The organism is Streptomyces sp. NPDC001868 (assembly GCF_040297125.1).
Lineage (GTDB): Bacteria > Actinomycetota > Actinomycetes > Streptomycetales > Streptomycetaceae > Streptomyces.
In genome coordinates, this window is the sequence record NZ_JBEOYO010000028.1 from 105031 (window position 1) to 122204 (window position 17174).

Sequence of the window (17174 nt, forward strand, 5' to 3'; positions counted from 1 at the left end):
CCCCCAAGACAGCAGAAGCCTGCCCGTCCCCCTGACGGAGGCCTGGAGCTGGGCTCAGCGGGCCAAGTAGTGCCTCCAGCCGCCGTACCGAGTGATGTCCGGGGCGTCTTCGAGGGCTGCGGGCTCGCAGAGGAAGCCCGGGGCCCGGGTTCCGTCGGCCAGTTCGATGGTGCCCAGGGTCATGGGGCGGGGGAGGGCGGTCAGGAGGCGGCCCAGACCCTCCGGGGGGAGGCGCCAGATCTCGGTCTCGATGGGGGCGCCGCCCTCGCCCACGTGGACCAGGCCCGGCTTCGGCGGGGTCGTGCGGAGGGCGTGGAGGCGGTAGACGGGGGCCGTCGTGGTCGTCCGCTCCAGATGGGCGCCCAGGGACAGCAGTTGGGGGTTCAGAGGCTGGCCCGAGAGATGGGCGCCCACGACCGCCAGGTGGGCCTCCGGCCGGAGGAGGGCGGCGACACGGGCCAGGCGGTCGTCCGTGAAGGCCGGGCCGATCAGCATCACGCCGAAGGGGAGACCGTTCACCTCGCCCGCGGGCACGGCGACCGCCGCCAGGTCGAACAGGTTCGTGGAGTTGGTGAAACGGCCCAGGCGGGCGTTCGCGCCCAGCGGGTCGGCGGCGACCTCCGCGAGCGTCGGGTGGCCCGGCGCCGTCGGCAGCAACAGGGCGTCCGCGTCGGCCAGTTCGGCGAGCGCGCGGGCGCGTAGGACGGCCAGGCGGTCCTGGTCGGCGAAGAGCTGGTGGGCGGGGATGTCGCGGGCTCGGGTGATGATGCCGGCGACCGTGGGGTCCAGCGACTCGACGCCGTCCGCGATCGCCTTGTCGACAAAGCTCCCCACGGCCGTGTAGCGCTCGGCCACGAACGCGCCCTGGTAGAGCATGGCCGCGGCCTCCGTGAACGGGGTGAGGTCGAGGGGGCGTACGTCCGCGCCCGCGGCCGTCAGCCGGGTCACCGCCGCCTCGTACGCCTCCGCCCAGCCCTCGTCCAGCTCGCCCAGCTGGTCGCGTGGGGGGACGGCGACGCGCCAGGGGCCCGGGGTGCGCGGCGGAAGCGGCGGGAGGGCGCGGTCGGGTGGGGAGGTCATGTGGGCCAGGGCCTGTTCGGCCTCGGGGAGGGTGCGGGCGAACACCGTCACGCAGTCGATCGAGGCGCAGGCCGGGACCACACCGGTGGTGGGGACCAGGCCCCGGGTGGGCTTCAGGCCGACGATGCCGTTGAAGGCGGCGGGGACCCTGCCGGAGCCGGCCGTGTCGGTGCCGAGCGCGAAGTCGACGATGCCGAGCGCCACCGCCACGGCCGAGCCGGAGCTGGAGCCTCCGCTGATCCTGGACGGGTCGTGGGCGTTGCGGACGGCGCCGTGGGGGGAGCGGGTGCCGACGAGGCCTGTGGCGAACTGGTCCAGGTTGGTGGTGCCGAGGACGAGGGCGCCGGCCTCGCGGAGGCGGGCGACGACGGGGGCGTCGGCGTCGGGGGTGTACGCGTAGGCAGGGCAGCCGGCGGTGGTGGGGAGGCCGTGGACGTCGATGTTGCCCTTGGCGGCGAAGAGGCGGCCGGCGAGGGGGAGGGGGTCGCCTGCGGCGAGGCGGGCGTCGATGGCGCGGGCTTCGGCCTCGACCTCGGGCTGGGGGCGTAGGTCGATCCAGATCTCGGGGCGGTCCACGGCTTCGATGCGGGCGTAGGCCATGCGGACTCGGGTCACGGTCGACATCTGTGCTCCTTGGCGGGGGTGGTTCTGTCGGCTGCGGGCCGGTGGGTGGTGTGTGCCCACCCGTTCCGCCCTGCGGAACGATTGCCCACACACCACCAGCAGAGTTGTAAGGCGCCCGGTGGGGCGGTCACGGACCACCCGGCTTTCGGTCGCCCCCGGTGCCCGTCGGCGCCAGAACGACCAATGCCGTGCCCGCCTCCACCTGGGCCCCCGGTCGGGTCAGGACCTCATGGACCACGCCGTCCGTCGGCGAGAGGACGCGGGACTCCATCTTCATCGCCTCCAGGGTCAGCAGGGGCTGGCCGGTGGTCACCCGGTCGCCCGGTCGTACGTTCAGTTGCCAGACGGACGCGGTGAACTCGGCCTCGATCAGGTGGCCGCCCTCCGGGACGCGCACCTCCGCCTGGGTGGTGGGAGGGGTGGGCACCGCCTCCGCTCTCGTGAACTCGCCGGCCGCTTCCCAGGCCGCCCGCTCCGCCGCGAAGGCGGTCTGTTGCCTGGTCCTGAAATCGGTGATCGAGTCGGCGTGTTCGGACAGGAAGGTCCGGTACGCCGCCAGGGAGAACGTGCCGTGCTCCACGCGTGGGACGAAGCGGCCCGCGATGATGTCCGCCCGGAGGGAGAGCAGTTCGTCGGCGTCCACCGGGTACCACTTGATGCGGTCGAAGAAGCGCAGGAGCCACGGGGAGCCGGGCTCGAAGGCGCCGCGTTGCTGCCAGGGGGACCAGACCTGGGTGGTGCGGCCGACGAACTGGTAGCCGCCGGGGCCCTCCATGCCGTAGACGCAGAGATAGGCCCCGCCGATGCCGACCGAGTTCTCCGCCGTCCAGGTGCGGGCCGGGTTGTACTTCGTCGTCACCAGGCGGTGGCGGGGGTCCAGGGGCGTCGCGACCGGTGCGCCCAGGTAGACGTCGCCGAGGCCCAGGACCAGGTACTCGGCGGCGAAGACCGTGTCGTACACGTCGGTCACCGAGGCGAGGCCGTTGACGCGGCGGATGAACTCGATGTTCCAGGGGCACCAGGGCGCGTCGTCGCGGACGCCCGCCATGTAGCGGGCGATGGCCTCGCGGGTCGCGGGGTCGTCCCAGGAGAGGGGCAGGTGGATGGTGCGGGAGGGGACGACCAGTTCGTCGGCGGGGGGCAGGGTCGACACGATCCGCCGTACGGCGGTGAGGAGTTCGGGCTGGGGGAGCAGCGTCGGGTTCGTCTGGATCTGGAGGGAGCGGATGCCGGGGGTGAGGTCGGTGACGCCGTCCAGGGCCGCGTTCGCGACCGCTTCCATCAGGGCGTGGACGCGCATCCGCAGCGCCAGGTCGAGTTGCATGGGGCCGAACTCGACCAGGAGGTTGTCGTCGCCGCTGCGGCGGTAGGTCACGTCGCCGTCGCGGGCCAGGACGCCGCCGTCGACGATCGCGGGGCGGGGGGAGGCGTCGTCCGTGACCGGGAGAAAGCGGACCGTGTCGCCGGGGCGCAGCTGGCCGAGCTTCCAGCGTTCGGTGGAGATCACCGTGGCCGGGCAGACGAAGCCGCCGAGGGAGGGGCCGTCGGGGCCGAGGAGGACCGGCATGTCGCCGGTGTAGTCGACGGCGCCGACCGAGTACGGGGTGTCGTGGATGTTGGAGGGGTGCAGGCCCGCCTCGCCGCCGTCGGTGCGGGCCCAGCGGGGCTTGGGGCCGACCAGCCGTACGCCGGTGCGGGCCGAGTTGAAGTGGACCTTCCAGTCGGCCGCGTAGAACTCGTGGATGTCCTCCTCGGTGAAGAACTCCGGTGCCGCGTGCGGGCCTTCGAGGGCGGCCAGCTGCCAGGAGGAGGTGGGGAAGTGCGGGCGCGACTCCGGGGGGACGGGGCCGCCCGCGTCCGTGGCCGCGCCGCCGTGCAGGACGTCGCCCGTGCGCAGGGCCCGGCCGCCGTGGCCGCCGAAGCGGCCCAGGGTGAAGGTGGCCGCGCTGCCGAGGAAGGAGGGGACGTCCAGGCCGCCGCCCGCGAAGAGGAGGTAGGTGCGCAGGCCGTGTTCCGTGGGGGCGCCGATGGAGAGCGTCGCTCCTGCGGGGATCGTGACCGGCTCCCACTGGGCGACCGGGGTGCCGTCCACGCTCACCGGGGCGGGGGCGCCCGTCACACAGACCGTGGTGGCGTGGGTGAAGCGGAGGGACGGGCCCTGGAGGGTGCATTCGAGGCCGGGGGCGCCCTCGGGGTTGCCGAGCGCCCGGTTGCCCAGGCGGAAGGACAGGTCGTCCATGGGGCCGCAGGGCGGGACGCCGACCTGCCAGTGGCCGGTGCGGCCGGGCCAGTCCTGGACGGTGGTGAGGGTGCCGCCGGAGACGACCTCGACGCGCGGGGTCGGGTCGGTGACGGTCGTGAGGGTGGCCGTGGAGTGCGTGGCCCGCCGGAAGTCCTCGTCGTCGAGGGCCGCCCGGACCAGGCCCAGGTTCGTCTCGATGCCGTCGACCCGGGTCCTGGCCAGCGCCTCGTCCAGCCTGCGCAGCGCGTGCGCGCGGTCGGGGCCGTACGCGACGACCTTGGCGAGCAGCGGGTCGTACGACGTGGTGACCTCGGTGCCCGTTTCCACCCAGCCGTCGACGCGGACGCCCCCCGGGAACTCGACCCGCGTCAACAGGCCCGCGCTGGGCCGGTGTTCGCGGGAGGGGTCCTCGGCGTAGACGCGGGCCTCGACGGCGTGGCCGCGGGGCTGGGCCGGGGCCTGGACGACGGCGGAGTCGCCGCGGGCCAGGCGCAGCATCCAGGCGACGAGGTCGACGCCGTAGATCTCCTCGGTGACCGGGTGTTCCACCTGGAGGCGGGCGTTGACCTCCAGGAAGTACGCCTCCTCGCGGGCCGCGTCGTAGACGAACTCGACGGTTCCGGCGGAGCGGTACTCGACGCTCGCGCACAGATCGCGGGCGGCGGCGGACAGCCGTTCGCGGACGTGGTCGGGGAGGCCGGGGGCCGGGGCCTCCTCGACGACCTTCTGGTTGCGGCGCTGGAGGGAGCAGTCGCGGTCGCCGAAGGTGACGACGAGGCCGTCGCCGTCGCCGAAGACCTGCACCTCGACATGGCGGGCCCGCTCGACGAGGCGTTCGAGGTAGACGCCGGCGGAGGAGAAGGAGGCGGCGGCGACGCGCTGCACCCGGTCCCAGGCTTCCGTGAGTTCGGCGGCGGAGTGACAGGCCGACATGCCGATGCCGCCGCCTCCGCCGGTGGCCTTGAGCATCACCGGGTAGCCGATGGTCGCAGCCTCGTCGAGGGCCTCGGCGAGCGAGGGCAGCAGGTCGGTGCCGGGCAGGAGCGGGACGCCCGCGGCCTCGGCCGCCTCCCGTGCCGTGTGCTTGGCGCCGAACAGTTCCAGCTGGTCGGGGGTGGGGCCGACGAACACGAGGTCCGCGTCCTCGCAGCGGCGGGCGAAGGCCGCGTCCTCGGACAGGAAGCCGTAGCCGGGGTGGATCGCGCCCGCGCCGGTGTCCTTGGCGGCCTTGAGGATCAGGTCCGCGTCGAGGTACGACTCCTTCGCGGGCGCCGGGCCGAGCCGTACCGCCTCGTCGGCGAGCCGGACGTGCGCGGCGGAACGGTCGGCGTCGGAGTACACCGCGACCGTGCGCAGGCCCAGTTCGCGGGCGGTGCGGATGATCCGGACGGCGATCTCGCCCCGGTTGGCGACCAGCACGGTGTCGAAGGTCATGCGCCGGCTCCGGTGGTCGTCACGTCTTGGACGGGCGTCATGTGTTCGGTCGTCGTCGCCTCGCCGGTGATCGTCACTCGCACGGCCGTCGGGTGGAAGCCGTTGCAGGGGTTGTTGATCTGGGGGCAGTTGGAGATCAGGACCAGTACGTCGCGCTCGGCGCGCAGGGTCAGGGCGAGGCCCGGTGCGGAGATGCCGTCGACGATGCCCAGGGTGCCGTCCTTCTCGACCGGCACGTTCATGTACCAGTTGATGTTCGACACGAGGTCGCGCTTGCCGAGGCCGTGCCTGGCGCCCTCCGCGAGGAAGTTGTCCACACAGGCGTGCTGCGACCAGGTGTGGTGCCCGTACCGCAGGGTGTTCGACTCCTTGGAGCAGGCGCCGCCGACCGTGTCGTGCCGGCCCACGTCGTCGGCGGTCACGGTCATCAGCGGGGTGTGCTCGTTGGACATCAGCACACTGCCGGTGGTGAGGAAGATTCCGCCCTGCGCGTGGATGGTGTCGGGCGCGCTGTAGCGGACGGCGGTGTCGTGGGCGTCGTAGACGAGGAAGTCGACGGCCTGGTTGCCGTGCAGATCGGTGATCGTGAGGGACTCGCCGGCGCGGATCACGGACGACCAGGCGGCGCGGGCCGGGACCACGGCCGTCACCGGATCGGCCGACCTCGCCGCAGCGGATGTCTTCATGCGATCCCCCTCGCGGTGAGGAACTCGGCGGTGTTCAGGAAGGCGCGGCGGCCCTCGGGGGTGGCGTCCCACAGGGGATCGCCGGGCCTGGTCGGCTCGGCGCGCCAGGCGAGCACCTCCAGCGGGGTGCTGACGTACTCGGGGCGCGGGTCGGCGGGGTGCGGCACGTTGGCGATCAGTACGGTCACGTCCTGCTCGGCGCGCAGGGTCACGGCGGCGCCGGGGCCGGCGGAGCCGGTGAAGTCGAGGGTGCCGTCCTCGCGTACCGCCACGCCCTGGAAGAAGGAGAGCGAGGGCGGCAGGTCCCGGGGTTCGAGGCCGTTCTTGGCGGCGGCCAGCTTGAACAGCTCGCGCCCGGCGGGGGAGGGCGACTGCGGGGTGCCGTCGCCGTACCGCTCGGTGTTGCGTACGAGGGTGGAGGTGCCGCACAGCGCGTCGTGCCGGCCGGAGGTGTCGGTGATCACCGAGGCGAGGACGCGGCCCTGGTCGGACAGGAGCAGGACGCCCTCGCCCAGGTAGGCGTTCCACTGGACCTTGACGGTGTCGGCGACGTTCAGCCGCTCCCAGGGGCGGTCGGCGTGGTGCAGGAGCAGATGCGCGCAGGCGTCGCCGCGCGGATCGGTGAGGCGGAACTCCGTGCCCCGGGCGAGCACGCGGTGGGTGTAGTTGCCGCCCGCCACCGTCTCCGCCCACACCAGCCGCTCGGCCTCGCCGGGCGGGTCCGGCCAGCGGCTCGCGGGCACCACGGGCATCGCCTCGGCCTGGGCGCCCTCCTGTGCGCGGGCGTGGTCACGTGCTCCGTACGTCGTCGATGTCGCCATCGCGGGACCTCCGGGTGCGGCGTGTATTTCTGTCGTGCGACAGAAATTAAGGGCGGGGCGGGTCGCCGCCATGTCCCTTGCGTTGCGGGGCAGTTACCGACCCCTCACGATGGTCGTGCCTCGTCAGGGGTGCGGCGAACCGTGCGACCGGTCACAGCGGAGGCGCGGGTGCCGTGTGCGAGGATCGAACGCATGGGAAGCGCGGCGGGCACCGGTGGGCGTCGGGTCGGCAGGCCCCGGGCCGAAGGGCGCCCGGAGAGCGGGCTGTCGCCCCGCGACGAACTGCTCGCGGCCGCCGCCGAGTTGTTCACGACCCGGGGCTACGCGGCCACCACCACCCGGGCCGTCGCCGAGCGCGCCGGGATGCGGCAGGCGTCCATGTACCACTACGTCTCCGGCAAGGAGGAGCTGCTCGCCGAGCTGCTGGAGTCCACCGTCACGCCGTCGCTCGCGTACGCCCGTGAACTCCTCGCCCGGGACGGCACCGCCGCCGGGGAGCGGCTGTGGGAGCTGTGCCGCGCGGACGTCGCCCTGCTCTGCGGGGGCCCGCACAACCTCGGCGGCCTCTACCTCCTCCCGGAGGTCCGCACCGAACGCTTCGCCGGCTTCCATGCCGTACGGGCCGAACTGAAGGACGCCTACCGGCAGTTGATCGCGGCGACGGCCGCGGGCGGGGCGCTGGCCAAGAGTGAGCTGGATCTGCGGACGGATCTCGTCTTCGGGCTGATCGAGGGCGTCATCCTCGTCCACCGCTCCGACCCCGACCGATCCGTCTCCGTGTTCGCCGAGGCGACGGCGGACGCCGCGCTGCGCATCGCCGGCGTCTGAGGTTCCTCGGCCTGTCAAGAGCCTCTTCTCGTACGCCCGTACGACGTTACGCACTGTGTGCGAATGATCTCCCAGCGTGTAAATCACCAGAGCGTACTCCTGTCGCGAGGGTGATTTCAGTCGGTTGCTGAATATGACACAGCGATGATCCGGTCGGACTAAGCTCGCCCGCAGCGCACCGAGTTGAGGTGTATTCGGGCGCTTGTTCCAAAAAATACCGAAGATCCAGTTTGATTCGAGGATGAACCCGAACAACCCCCAGCAACTCCCCGCCAGTCCCCCGACCTTCAGCCGATCTGCTTTTAGAGGGCATACATGGTGAGTGTTCAATCGCCTCCCGGTGGCCGTGAACTTCCCTACGCGCGCGTGCTGCCGCTCCCGGCGATACTGATGGCCGCGGCGACCGGGACCACCGTCTCCCTGGTGACGGGACCGGTCCGGCTCGCCGTCGGCTTGTGCGGAGCCTTCGCGACGCTCCTGCTGATCGCGGTCGCCGTCGTCGCGATGCGCGGCGGCCGTCGCACGGTCCGTGAACTGCGCGCCGAACAACAGCGGCGAACCGTCTTTCTCGAACAGCGGATCGCCGCCCACGACCAGGAATTCATCCGGCTGGGCAAGGAGATCCTGCCCGCCGCGCTGTACCGGCTGCGCGGTGGAGAATCCCCCGCAGAGGTGATTCGCCATGTCGTCGACGGCGACACCGAGTGGCGCGAACTCCCCGAGTCGCAGCGCGAACTGCTGCGCATCCTGCTCACCATCGTCGACCGCGAGGACGCGCTCCGCGACTCCTCGCAGCGCTCGTTCGTGAACATCGCCCGCCGGGTCCAGGCGATCGTCCACCAGCAGAACAACGAACTCCGGGAGATGGAGGAGGACCACGGGCGCAACCCCGAGGTCTTCGACGACCTGCTGCGCATCGACCACGGCACCGCGCTGATCGGCCGCCTCGCCGACTCCATCGCCGTGCTCGGCGGCGGCCGCCCCGGCCGTGTCTGGTCCCGGCCCGTCCCGCTGTACAGCGTGCTGCGCGGCGCCATGTCCCGCATCCTGGAGTACCGCCGCATCGAGCTCGACTCGATCGCCAAGGTCAACGTCGACGGCGTCGGCGTCGAGCCGATCATCCACGCCTGCGCCGAACTCCTCGACAACGCCACCCGCTACTCGCCGCCCCACACCAAGGTGCACGTCACCGCCGTGGAGGTGCAGACCGGTATCGCCATCGAGATCGAGGACGGCGGCATCAGCCTCAGCGAGGAGACCCGCACCAAGGTCGAGAACATGCTCGCCGCGGCCCAGCAGGGCATCGACGTACAGGACATGGGCGACACCCCGCGCCTCGGCCTCGCCGTCGTCGGACGTCTGTCGACCATGTACAACATGCAGATCTCGCTGCGGCCGTCCGCCTACGGCGGCGTCCGGGCCGTCGTCGTCGTACCGCGCGACCTGCTCACCGAGGAGCCCGCCCCCGGCCTCGCCCACGGCATCGGCGCCGGCGCCGTGACGATCATGGACAACGGCGGGGTCGAAGGCCCCAACCGCAAGGCCAAGCGTCGCCGCCCGACCACCGGACCGCGGATCCCGAGCTCCGCGGAGGACATGGGCCAGGGCATGGAGGACGACGTCCCCGTCGTCACCGAGTGGACGGCCAACGGCCTGCCGCAGCGCCGCAGCCGCAGCAAGATCCCGCTCAGCCAGCGCTACGCCGAGGCCGCCGCCGCGGAGGCCGCGGCCGAGGCCGCCATGGCCGCCGCCCCCGTGTGGCAGCCGGAGCCCGAACCGGAGAAGGAGCAGGCCCCACCCGGCATGTGGGTCGAGGCGTTCATGGCCGGGCTCAAGGGCGACCCCGACCCGAACGCCTTTCGGAACCCGGACGACCCGACGGCGTCCACCGCAAGCACCGCGAACACCGAGCCGGCCCGTATCGAGGCCGACGACGAGGGGGACCTCAAGTGATCCAGCAACGGGCCAATTTCGACTGGCTGCTGAAGGATCTGGCCGACGGCGTACCCGGCATCCAGCAGATCGTGGTGCTCTCCGCCGACGGTCTGCGGATCGCCCGCCACGGCGGCGACCCGGACGCCGCCGACCGGGTCGCCGCGGCCTGCGCGGGACTGCAGAGCCTGGCCGGCGCCGTGGCCGGTGAGATCCCGCAGAGCGACGGCCACATGCGGATGGTCATCATCGAGATCAACGGCGGCTACTTCTATCTGATGGCCGCCGGTTCCAACGCCTACCTCGCGGTGCTCGCCAACTCGGTCGCCGAACCCGGGCTGATGAGCAACCGCATGCGCGACCTCGTCGACCGCATCGGCTCCCACCTCACCAGTCCGCCGCGGCGGAACGGGCAGACCGTATGACCCCTCCGCGTCGCCGCCGGCGCCAGCCCAAGCACGAGCCGCCTCCCCCTCCCTCACCGCCGCCCGCGTCGGCGTCCGAGGACGAGTCCACGGGCGACACGGGGGGGCGGCCGCCCGAGCGGCTCTACATCCTCACCGGTGAGGACGGCGAGCGAGCCCCGATCGACCTCGTCACGTTAATCGTGGCGCGCGCCGATCCGCCGCCGTCCTCCGCTCCGGAGCAGTCGGCGCTGCTCCGAATGTGCCAGGCACCCCTGTCCGTGGCCGAGATCTCGGCCTATCTCAACCTGCCGATCAGCGTGGTGACCGTCCTGCTCACCGAGCTGCTGACGGCCGAACTGGTACAGGCGCGCGCACCGGTCGTCCGGCAGGCGCGGGCAGACCGTTCCCTCCTCGAAGCGGTGATGCATGGACTTCAAAAGCTCTGACACCATCACGGGTCCACGGACCGAGGACCACCTGCCGCACACCGCGCAGGCCGCGGCGAAGATCGTGATCGTGGGCGGTTTCGGCGTCGGCAAGACGACCATGGTGGGGTCCGTCAGCGAGATCAGGCCGCTGACGACCGAGGAGACCATGACGCAGGCCGGCATCGGGGTCGACGACAACTTCGGCTCCAAGTCCAAGACGGCCACCACCGTGGCCATGGACTTCGGCCGTATCAGCATCACGGACGAGCTGGTGCTCTACCTGTTCGGCACCCCCGGCCAGGAGCGCTTCTGGTTCCTGTGGAACGGCCTGTTCGAGGGCGCCCTCGGCGCGGTCGTCCTGGTCGACACCCGTCGGCTCGAGGTCAGCTTCGACGTCATGGGCCGCCTGGAGGAGCGCGGTGTGCCCTTCGTCGTGGCGGTCAACGACTTCCCGGACGCCCCCCGTTACGCCATCGAGGAACTGCGCCAGGCCCTCGACCTGGCCGAGGAGATCCCGATCATGCGCTGCGACGCACGCCGCCGGGCGTCCAGCCGGGACGTCCTGATGACCCTCATGACCTTCCTGCACTCCCTGGCGATGTCGGGGGCGGCGGGGTCCGGGGCGGCATCGGGGGCGGCGTCGGCATGACCGGCGCCTGAGCCCCGCACGACCCGCACGTCCCTCTCACCCCCTCACCCCCACACCCCCGTCAACTTTCCAGACTTTCCAGACACCGGATCCACCTCAGTTCGGAGCGATCACCGTGACGCCTGAAGCAAACTCCCTCACCGGCACGGACGACCCCACGCTCGGGCCGCCCCCCGGTTGCCCCGCCCACGGCCTGGGCCCCGGCGGACTGCGCCGACTCTACGGCCCCGAGGCGGAGGACCTGGGAGCCGTGTACGAGAAACTCCGCGCGGAACACGGGTCGGTGGCCCCCGCCCTGCTCCACGACGACGTGCCGATCTGGGTGGTGCTCGGGCATGGCGAGAACATGCACATGGTGAGTACGCCATCGCAGTACTGCAAGGACACCCGGCTGTGGAACCCCATGCAGGAGGGCACGGTCAAGCCCGACCACCCGCTCATGCCGCACTTCGCCTGGCAGCCCATCTGCGCCCACGCCGAGGGCGACGAGCACCTGCGGCTGCGCGGCGCGGTGACCGGCGCCATGTCGACCATCGACCACCGGGGCATCCGCCGCTACATCAACCGCGCGACCCAGCACCTCGTCAACAAGTTCTGCGAGGACGGCAGAGCCGATCTGGTCGGTGAGTTCGCCGAGCACCTCCCGATGGCGGTCATGTGCGAGATCCTCGGCATGCCCGACGAGTACAACGACCGGATGGTGCACGCCGCCCGTGACTGCCTGAAGGGCAGCGAGACCGCGCTCGTCAGCCACGCCTATGTGATGGACGCCCTCGACCGGCTCACCGCCCGCCGTCGCGCCCAGCCCCAGGAGGACTTCACCAGCCACCTCATCACCCACCCGGCCGGACTCACCGACGACGAGGTCAGGGAACACCTGCGGGTGGTCCTCCTCGCCGCCTACGAGGCCACCGCCAACCTCCTCGCCAACGTGCTGCGTCTGGTGCTCACCGATCCCGGCTTCCGCGCCCAGCTGAAGGGCGGCCAGATGACCGTGCCCGAGGCGGTCGAGCAGTCCCTGTGGGACGAACCGCCGTTCAGCACCGTCTTCGCCTACTTCGCCAAGCAGGAGACCGAGCTGGGCGGCCAGCGCATCCGCAAGGGCGACGGACTCCTCCTCGGTATCAAGCCCGGCAACGTCGACCCCCGCATCCGCCCCGACCTCAAGGCCAATATGCAGGGCAACCGCTCGCATCTCGCCTTCAGCGGCGGCCCCCACGAGTGCCCGGGACAGGACATCGGCCGTGCCATCGCCGACGTCGGCGTCGACGCGCTGCTGACCCGGGTCCCGGACGTCCAACTCGCCTGCCCGGAGCACGAGCTGCGGTGGCGGGAATCCATCTCCAACCGGCACCTGGTGGAACTGCCGGTGACGTTCGCGCCCAAGCCCCAGCAGGACGTCATGCAGCGGCCCGCCGTCAACCCGTCGCCGCCGAAGCCCCCGCAGCAGCGGCGGGGCGGCACGCCGCAGCCGCAGCCGCAGGCCGTGTCCCCGGAGCCCGCCGCTCCGGCGGCCGAGCCCGCGCCGACGTCCGAACCGGCCCGCCGGCCAGGTGTGTTCCGGCGGATCCTGCGCTGGTTCGGCGGCAACTGAGCCCCACCGGGCACCGGCCGGCTACGCCGCCCACGCCTCGTACGAGGACCAGGCCCGCAGCACTCGCGGGCTGACGAACCGGTGCTCGCGCCCCGTGACCGGGTCGGTGAACGCGAGGCTCCGCGCCAGCAGTTGGAGCGGTCGCCGGAAGTCACCGGCCGGCACGGGCGGGGTGACCACCGGATAGAGGGGATCGCCGAGGATCGGCACCCCCAACGCGCTCATGTGCACCCGCAGTTGATGCGTCTGCCCGGTACTCGGCACCAGCCGGTACCGGGCACGCCCGTTCCGGTGCTCCAGCGACTCGACCCGGCTGACGGCGTTGGGCTCTCCCTCGACCTCGTAGGCCGCCATGACCCCGCGCTCCTTGACGATCCGGCTGCGCACGGTCCGGGGCAGGACCAGCGCCGGATCGTACGGGGCGACCGCCTCGTACTCCTTGCTCACCCGTCTGTCCCGGAACAGCGACTGGTACGCGCCGCGCTCCTCGGGCCGTACGGTGAACAGCACCACCCCGGCGGTGAGCCGGTCCAGCCGGTGCGCCGCGCCGAGCGTCGGAATGCCCAGCTCCCTGCGCAGCCGGGCCAGGGCCGTCTCGGTGACATGGCTGCCGCGCGGGGTCGTGGCCAGGAAGTGCGGTTTGTCGGCGACCACCAGGTGCTCGTCCCGGTACAGGACGTCGATCTCGAAGGGCACCCGCTCCTCGTGGGGCAGCTCCCGGTGGAACCACACGGACATGCCCGGCGCGTACGCCATGTCCCGTGGCACCGGACGCCCGGTGACGTCCACGATCAGCCCCGCGTCGAGCATTCCGTCGATCACCCCGGCCCCGGCCGAGAGCCGGGCCACGAGATGATCCCGTACGGTCGCCCACGCGTCCCCCGCCGGCAGCCGCACCCGCACCGGATCCACCCCGTCGCGCTGCGGCAGGGGAGGGGGCGGGGACGGGGTACGGCGTCTCATCACGATCAAGCATACGAGCGGCCGTGGCCCGGCCCGCTCGTTCAGGCGGGGAGCCTCCTGGCCTGCGTCTCCTGTCGTCCGCTCGGGTGGAGGCGGTGCGGCTGTTCGCCGTCCTGCGCGCGGCTGTGGCCGTGGGACCCGGCGAGCCGGATGCGGTTCGCCGCGGCGAACGACTCTTCGAGCCAGGGGTCCGTCGGTACGTCACCGAAGAGCCGTTCGAGCTCGCGGACCATCGGCGGAGCCAGCGGGAACCGCCTTCCCTGTCGGCGTTCCTGGTAACGGTCCTGGATCTGCACGAAGAGGAAACCGCTGCGGCCGAAGTGCACCAGCGGCTCGGGCGCTCCGGCGAAGACCAGGTCGTCTATGAGGTCGAGGTAGATCGACCGGTAGCTGGCCTTGCGCTCCTCCGCCCGGTGCTTGCTCGACGTCGGCTGGTGATCGTCCGCCGAGTAGATGCCGAGCGTGGACTTGCACAGATCCATGGAGAGGCAGTCGCAGATCGCGCTGTCCATGAGCCAGGGGAAGGACACCGGGCCCGTCGCGCTGTTCCGGGCCACCATGATCGCGGTTCCGTACGCGTTCCCGGTGTGGCCCCGGAACATGACCCCGTCCCACATGTTCGGCGAGTCGTTCAGCGCGTCCTGGAGCCCTACGTGTTCGTCCCCCGGCCGGAAGTCCATCTTCTCCGCGTACTGGACGATGGCCTGCCGCACCAGCGACAGCAGTGCGTGGACCGCGTCGCGTCCCCAGCCGGCCGCGTCCATCGCCCGTACCAGGTCGGGCACGGAACGGCCGTACATGCGGAAGCGGCCCTCGACCAGGTCGAGCGGGGGGATGCAGATGTCGTCGATGATGGTGGCGAAGGCTATGTAGTGAAGTCCCAGCGGATCCGCGCCGAACCGTTCGCCGCACCAGCAGGCCATCCACTGGATGGTGTCCCGGCAGGCCCGTGACACCGTGTCGGCGGCCTTGGCGTCATGCTTCTTCGTCCAGTCCGTGTAGTGCTCGGGAGTCCGGCCGCCCCGTGCCTGGACCGCGTCCCATCGTTCCGTGACCTTCTCGAGTAACGGCCACACATTCACCTCGTGGCACTGGGGCACCGAGCCCGCGTACCCGTCGCCGCCCATGACGGCGTACAGGTGAGCGGTCTGCTTGTTGTAACGGGACCTCGTGGTCGCGGGCCGGACGGCTTTCACCGGGTTCCGCGGGTAGTGCAGGAAGGAGCACGTCGTACCGCGATCACAATCCGGTCCGCACCAGAGATCGTGCGAAAGGCACAGCAGTTCCTGAATCCCCGTCGTGCCTGACAGCTGCTCCAGGGCCTCTTGCGCAGAGCCCTTCCAAGCGAGCATGTCCGGGGTAACCATCGAGACTTCAACGCCATTTGATGCCATAGCCCGAGCCTCCGCAAGAAGTCCCCACTTCTGGCTGCTAACCCAGGGTGCGGTCGACAACCGGCCGCCGTGAAGGGGCGTACGGCGAGCGTACTGCGGCACATAAGGGGCGCATTCGGTTGAAATTTTGTCATGAATGATACCCAGGTTGGCTGGAGTTGTCCCCTGCTTCGATCACGGCCGTTCGATTGTCAGGGTTGACCTGGTGGAACCGAAGTGGTCGCCCCGGCGGAGCGCGTCTGGCGGGTTCGCGTCACTCGGTACAGGAGGCCCAGGACGAGCGTGGCGAGCAGGAACAGCACAGTGAACCACTGGAACCACCAGTGGCCGCCGGCCGGGTCGTAGACCTCCGCGCGGGGCCAGGCCAGGTTGACGGTCATGAAGAGGCCGTAGAGGAGGGCGAGGGCGTTGACGGGGACGCCCCAGCGGCCGAGGGAGAACAGGGGCTTGCCGGTCTCGTCGGTGCCGGTCGTGGGGAAGGTGCCCTTCAGACGGCGTACGAGGAGCGGGCCGGTGACCATCGCGTACGCCAGGTACAGCATCACGATGCAGGTGGTGCCGATGGCCAGGAACGCCTCCGGTGAGGCGAAGTTGAGGAGGAGCAGGGCGGCGGCGAGGACACCGACGACCAGGGCGGGGGCGTTGGGCATGCCGGTGCGCGGGTTGACCTTGGCGAGCCGTGCGGCGAAGGGGAGCTGTCCGTCGCGGGCCATCGAGAAGAGCATGCGGCAGGCCGACGTCTGGATCGCCAGCGTGGCCACGGTGATCGCCACCACCACGTCGGCGAGCAGGAAGCGGCCCACGCCGTCGCCGAGGCTGCTCGTCAGGACGTAACTCAGGCCGTCCACGCCCAGCTTGCCGTCGGTGAGGCTGGGCGCGGCCAGCAGTCCCCCGAGGACCAGCAGACCGCCCAGCAGACCGGCCGCGCCGAGCGCCGTGAGGATGGTGCGGGGCGCGGTGCGGCGCGGGTTGTGGGTCTCCTCGCTCATCTCGCCCGCGCTGTCGAAGCCGATCATCACGTACGCCGCCATGAACGAGCCGACCAGCAGGGCGCCCAGGAGGTCGGTGCTGCCCTCGGCCGTGTGGAAGGTGATGCCGGGGGAGCGCTCGGAGTGGGTGAACAGCAGGACGATGATCAGGATCGCGCCGATGATCTCGGCGGTCACCCCGACCCGGTTGACCACCGACAGCACCCGGTTGTCGAGGATGTTCACGACCGTGGTGAGGGCCAGCAGGATCACGCCCAGGACGGCCGCGTTCGCCGCGCCCGTCGCCGTGGTGGGCGTCGGGTCGCCGCCCACGATCTGGAAGCCCGACCAGATCGCGGGCATCACGATCTGCAGCGCGAGCGCGGCCGCCGCGACCACCACGATCTGGCCGATCACCATGATCCAGCCGACGAACCAGCCGAAGGTCGGGGTGGAGAGCCGGGACGACCACTGATAGATCGCGCCCGATATCGGATAGCGCGCCGCGAGCTCCGCGAAGCACGCGGCCACCAGCAGCTGGCCGAGCAGCACCGCCGGCCAGGTCCAGAAGAAGACCGGGCCGCCGAACGCGTACCCGAAGGCGAAGAACTGGAAGACGGTCGTCAGGACCGAGATGAAGGAGAAGCCGGCGGCGAACGAGGCGTACCTGCTCAGGCTGCGGTGCAGCTCCTGGCGGTAGCCGAACTCGGTGAGGGAGCGGTCGTCGGGGGAGTGGGGTGGATCCGGACGGACATCGGGGGCGGTGCTCGTCATGGCGGCAACCTGCTTTCGCGACGGTTCGCAACGGTTCGCGGTGGTTGACAGTGGTTCGCAACAAGCGGCGCTGGAGCTTCGCGCGGGAGCGGCGCGAATTCCTGTCGGGCGACAGAAATTAGGGGAGACCTGTGTCGCGCGTGTCACGCGACCGTGTCCGGTGCGAGCCCAATTCCTCACGACCTTTTCAGGGGCGGGCAGTTGGGGGCAAGGGAGGGAGCGAGGGGTTCGGAGGGGGTTCGGAGAAGGGTTCTGAGCTTGTTCTTTATCTACCAAGATCGGCCAGGTCTGCCGATGGCCTTGAGGGTCTCGGGGCGTTTGACGGTTTTGCCGACGTCGTAGCGGGGTGC

General features: G+C 71.2%; 13 protein-coding genes. 6 read left to right on the forward strand and 7 right to left on the reverse strand.

Going from position 1 to position 17174, the window contains the following annotated elements:
• Positions 1 to 54: 54 nt before the first annotated feature.
• The 4 genes from atzF to ABT147_RS28710 form a co-directional block, all read right to left on the reverse strand.
• The gene (gene atzF, locus ABT147_RS28695) at positions 55 to 1704 is read right to left on the reverse strand and encodes an allophanate hydrolase (RefSeq protein WP_351411289.1); all 1650 of its coding nucleotides are present in this window, start codon (positions 1702 to 1704) and stop codon (positions 55 to 57) included.
• A gap of 127 nt (positions 1705 to 1831) precedes the next feature.
• On the reverse strand, positions 1832 to 5380 hold the full coding sequence (locus ABT147_RS28700; protein WP_351411291.1) for a 5-oxoprolinase/urea amidolyase family protein: 3549 nt from the start codon (positions 5378 to 5380) through the stop codon (positions 1832 to 1834).
• Positions 5377 to 6066 carry an urea amidolyase associated protein UAAP2 gene (locus tag ABT147_RS28705; RefSeq protein ID WP_351411293.1) on the reverse strand — a complete coding sequence of 230 codons (690 nt, stop codon included), beginning with the start codon at positions 6064 to 6066 and terminating at the stop codon, positions 5377 to 5379. The genes ABT147_RS28700 and ABT147_RS28705 overlap by 4 nt, the downstream gene beginning before the upstream one ends.
• The gene (locus ABT147_RS28710) at positions 6063 to 6887 is read right to left on the reverse strand and encodes an urea amidolyase associated protein UAAP1 (protein ID WP_351411295.1); all 825 of its coding nucleotides are present in this window, start codon (positions 6885 to 6887) and stop codon (positions 6063 to 6065) included. Before ABT147_RS28710 ends, ABT147_RS28705 begins: the two co-directional genes overlap by 4 nt.
• Positions 6888 to 7079: 192 nt before the next feature.
• Between ABT147_RS28710 and ABT147_RS28715 the strand changes: the two genes are divergently transcribed.
• The 6 genes from ABT147_RS28715 to ABT147_RS28740 all read left to right on the forward strand — a co-directional run bounded on the left by ABT147_RS28715 (position 7080) and on the right by ABT147_RS28740 (position 12725).
• Positions 7080 to 7715: a TetR/AcrR family transcriptional regulator gene (locus ABT147_RS28715; protein WP_351411297.1), complete on the forward strand. Its 636-nt coding sequence runs from the start codon at positions 7080 to 7082 to the stop codon at positions 7713 to 7715.
• 315 nt (positions 7716 to 8030) lie between these two features.
• A complete protein-coding gene (locus ABT147_RS28720; RefSeq protein ID WP_351411300.1) occupies positions 8031 to 9668 on the forward strand; it encodes an ATP-binding protein in 1638 nt (545 codons plus the stop codon).
• A complete protein-coding gene (locus ABT147_RS28725) occupies positions 9665 to 10072 on the forward strand; it encodes a roadblock/LC7 domain-containing protein (RefSeq protein WP_351411302.1) in 408 nt (135 codons plus the stop codon). Before ABT147_RS28720 ends, ABT147_RS28725 begins: the two co-directional genes overlap by 4 nt.
• Entirely contained in the window at positions 10069 to 10500 is a 432-nt protein-coding gene (locus ABT147_RS28730) for a DUF742 domain-containing protein (RefSeq protein ID WP_351411305.1), read from the forward strand. The genes ABT147_RS28725 and ABT147_RS28730 overlap by 4 nt, the downstream gene beginning before the upstream one ends.
• Positions 10481 to 11131, forward strand: a complete 651-nt coding sequence (locus ABT147_RS28735; RefSeq protein WP_351411307.1) for a GTP-binding protein — start codon at positions 10481 to 10483, stop codon at positions 11129 to 11131. Before ABT147_RS28730 ends, ABT147_RS28735 begins: the two co-directional genes overlap by 20 nt.
• Before the next feature lie 115 nt (positions 11132 to 11246).
• A complete protein-coding gene (locus tag ABT147_RS28740) occupies positions 11247 to 12725 on the forward strand; it encodes a cytochrome P450 (protein ID WP_351411309.1) in 1479 nt (492 codons plus the stop codon).
• A gap of 21 nt (positions 12726 to 12746) precedes the next feature.
• Here the strand turns inward: ABT147_RS28740 and ABT147_RS28745 are convergent, their stop codons facing one another.
• From ABT147_RS28745 to ABT147_RS28755, 3 genes are all read right to left on the reverse strand, one after another.
• Entirely contained in the window at positions 12747 to 13688 is a 942-nt protein-coding gene (locus ABT147_RS28745; RefSeq protein ID WP_351411311.1) for an RluA family pseudouridine synthase, read from the reverse strand.
• 41 nt (positions 13689 to 13729) lie between these two features.
• A complete protein-coding gene (locus ABT147_RS28750; protein WP_351411314.1) occupies positions 13730 to 14884 on the reverse strand; it encodes a hypothetical protein in 1155 nt (384 codons plus the stop codon).
• A gap of 389 nt (positions 14885 to 15273) precedes the next feature.
• Positions 15274 to 16824: an amino acid permease gene (locus ABT147_RS28755; RefSeq protein WP_351411316.1), complete on the reverse strand. Its 1551-nt coding sequence runs from the start codon at positions 16822 to 16824 to the stop codon at positions 15274 to 15276.
• Positions 16825 to 17174: the final 350 nt, after the last annotated feature.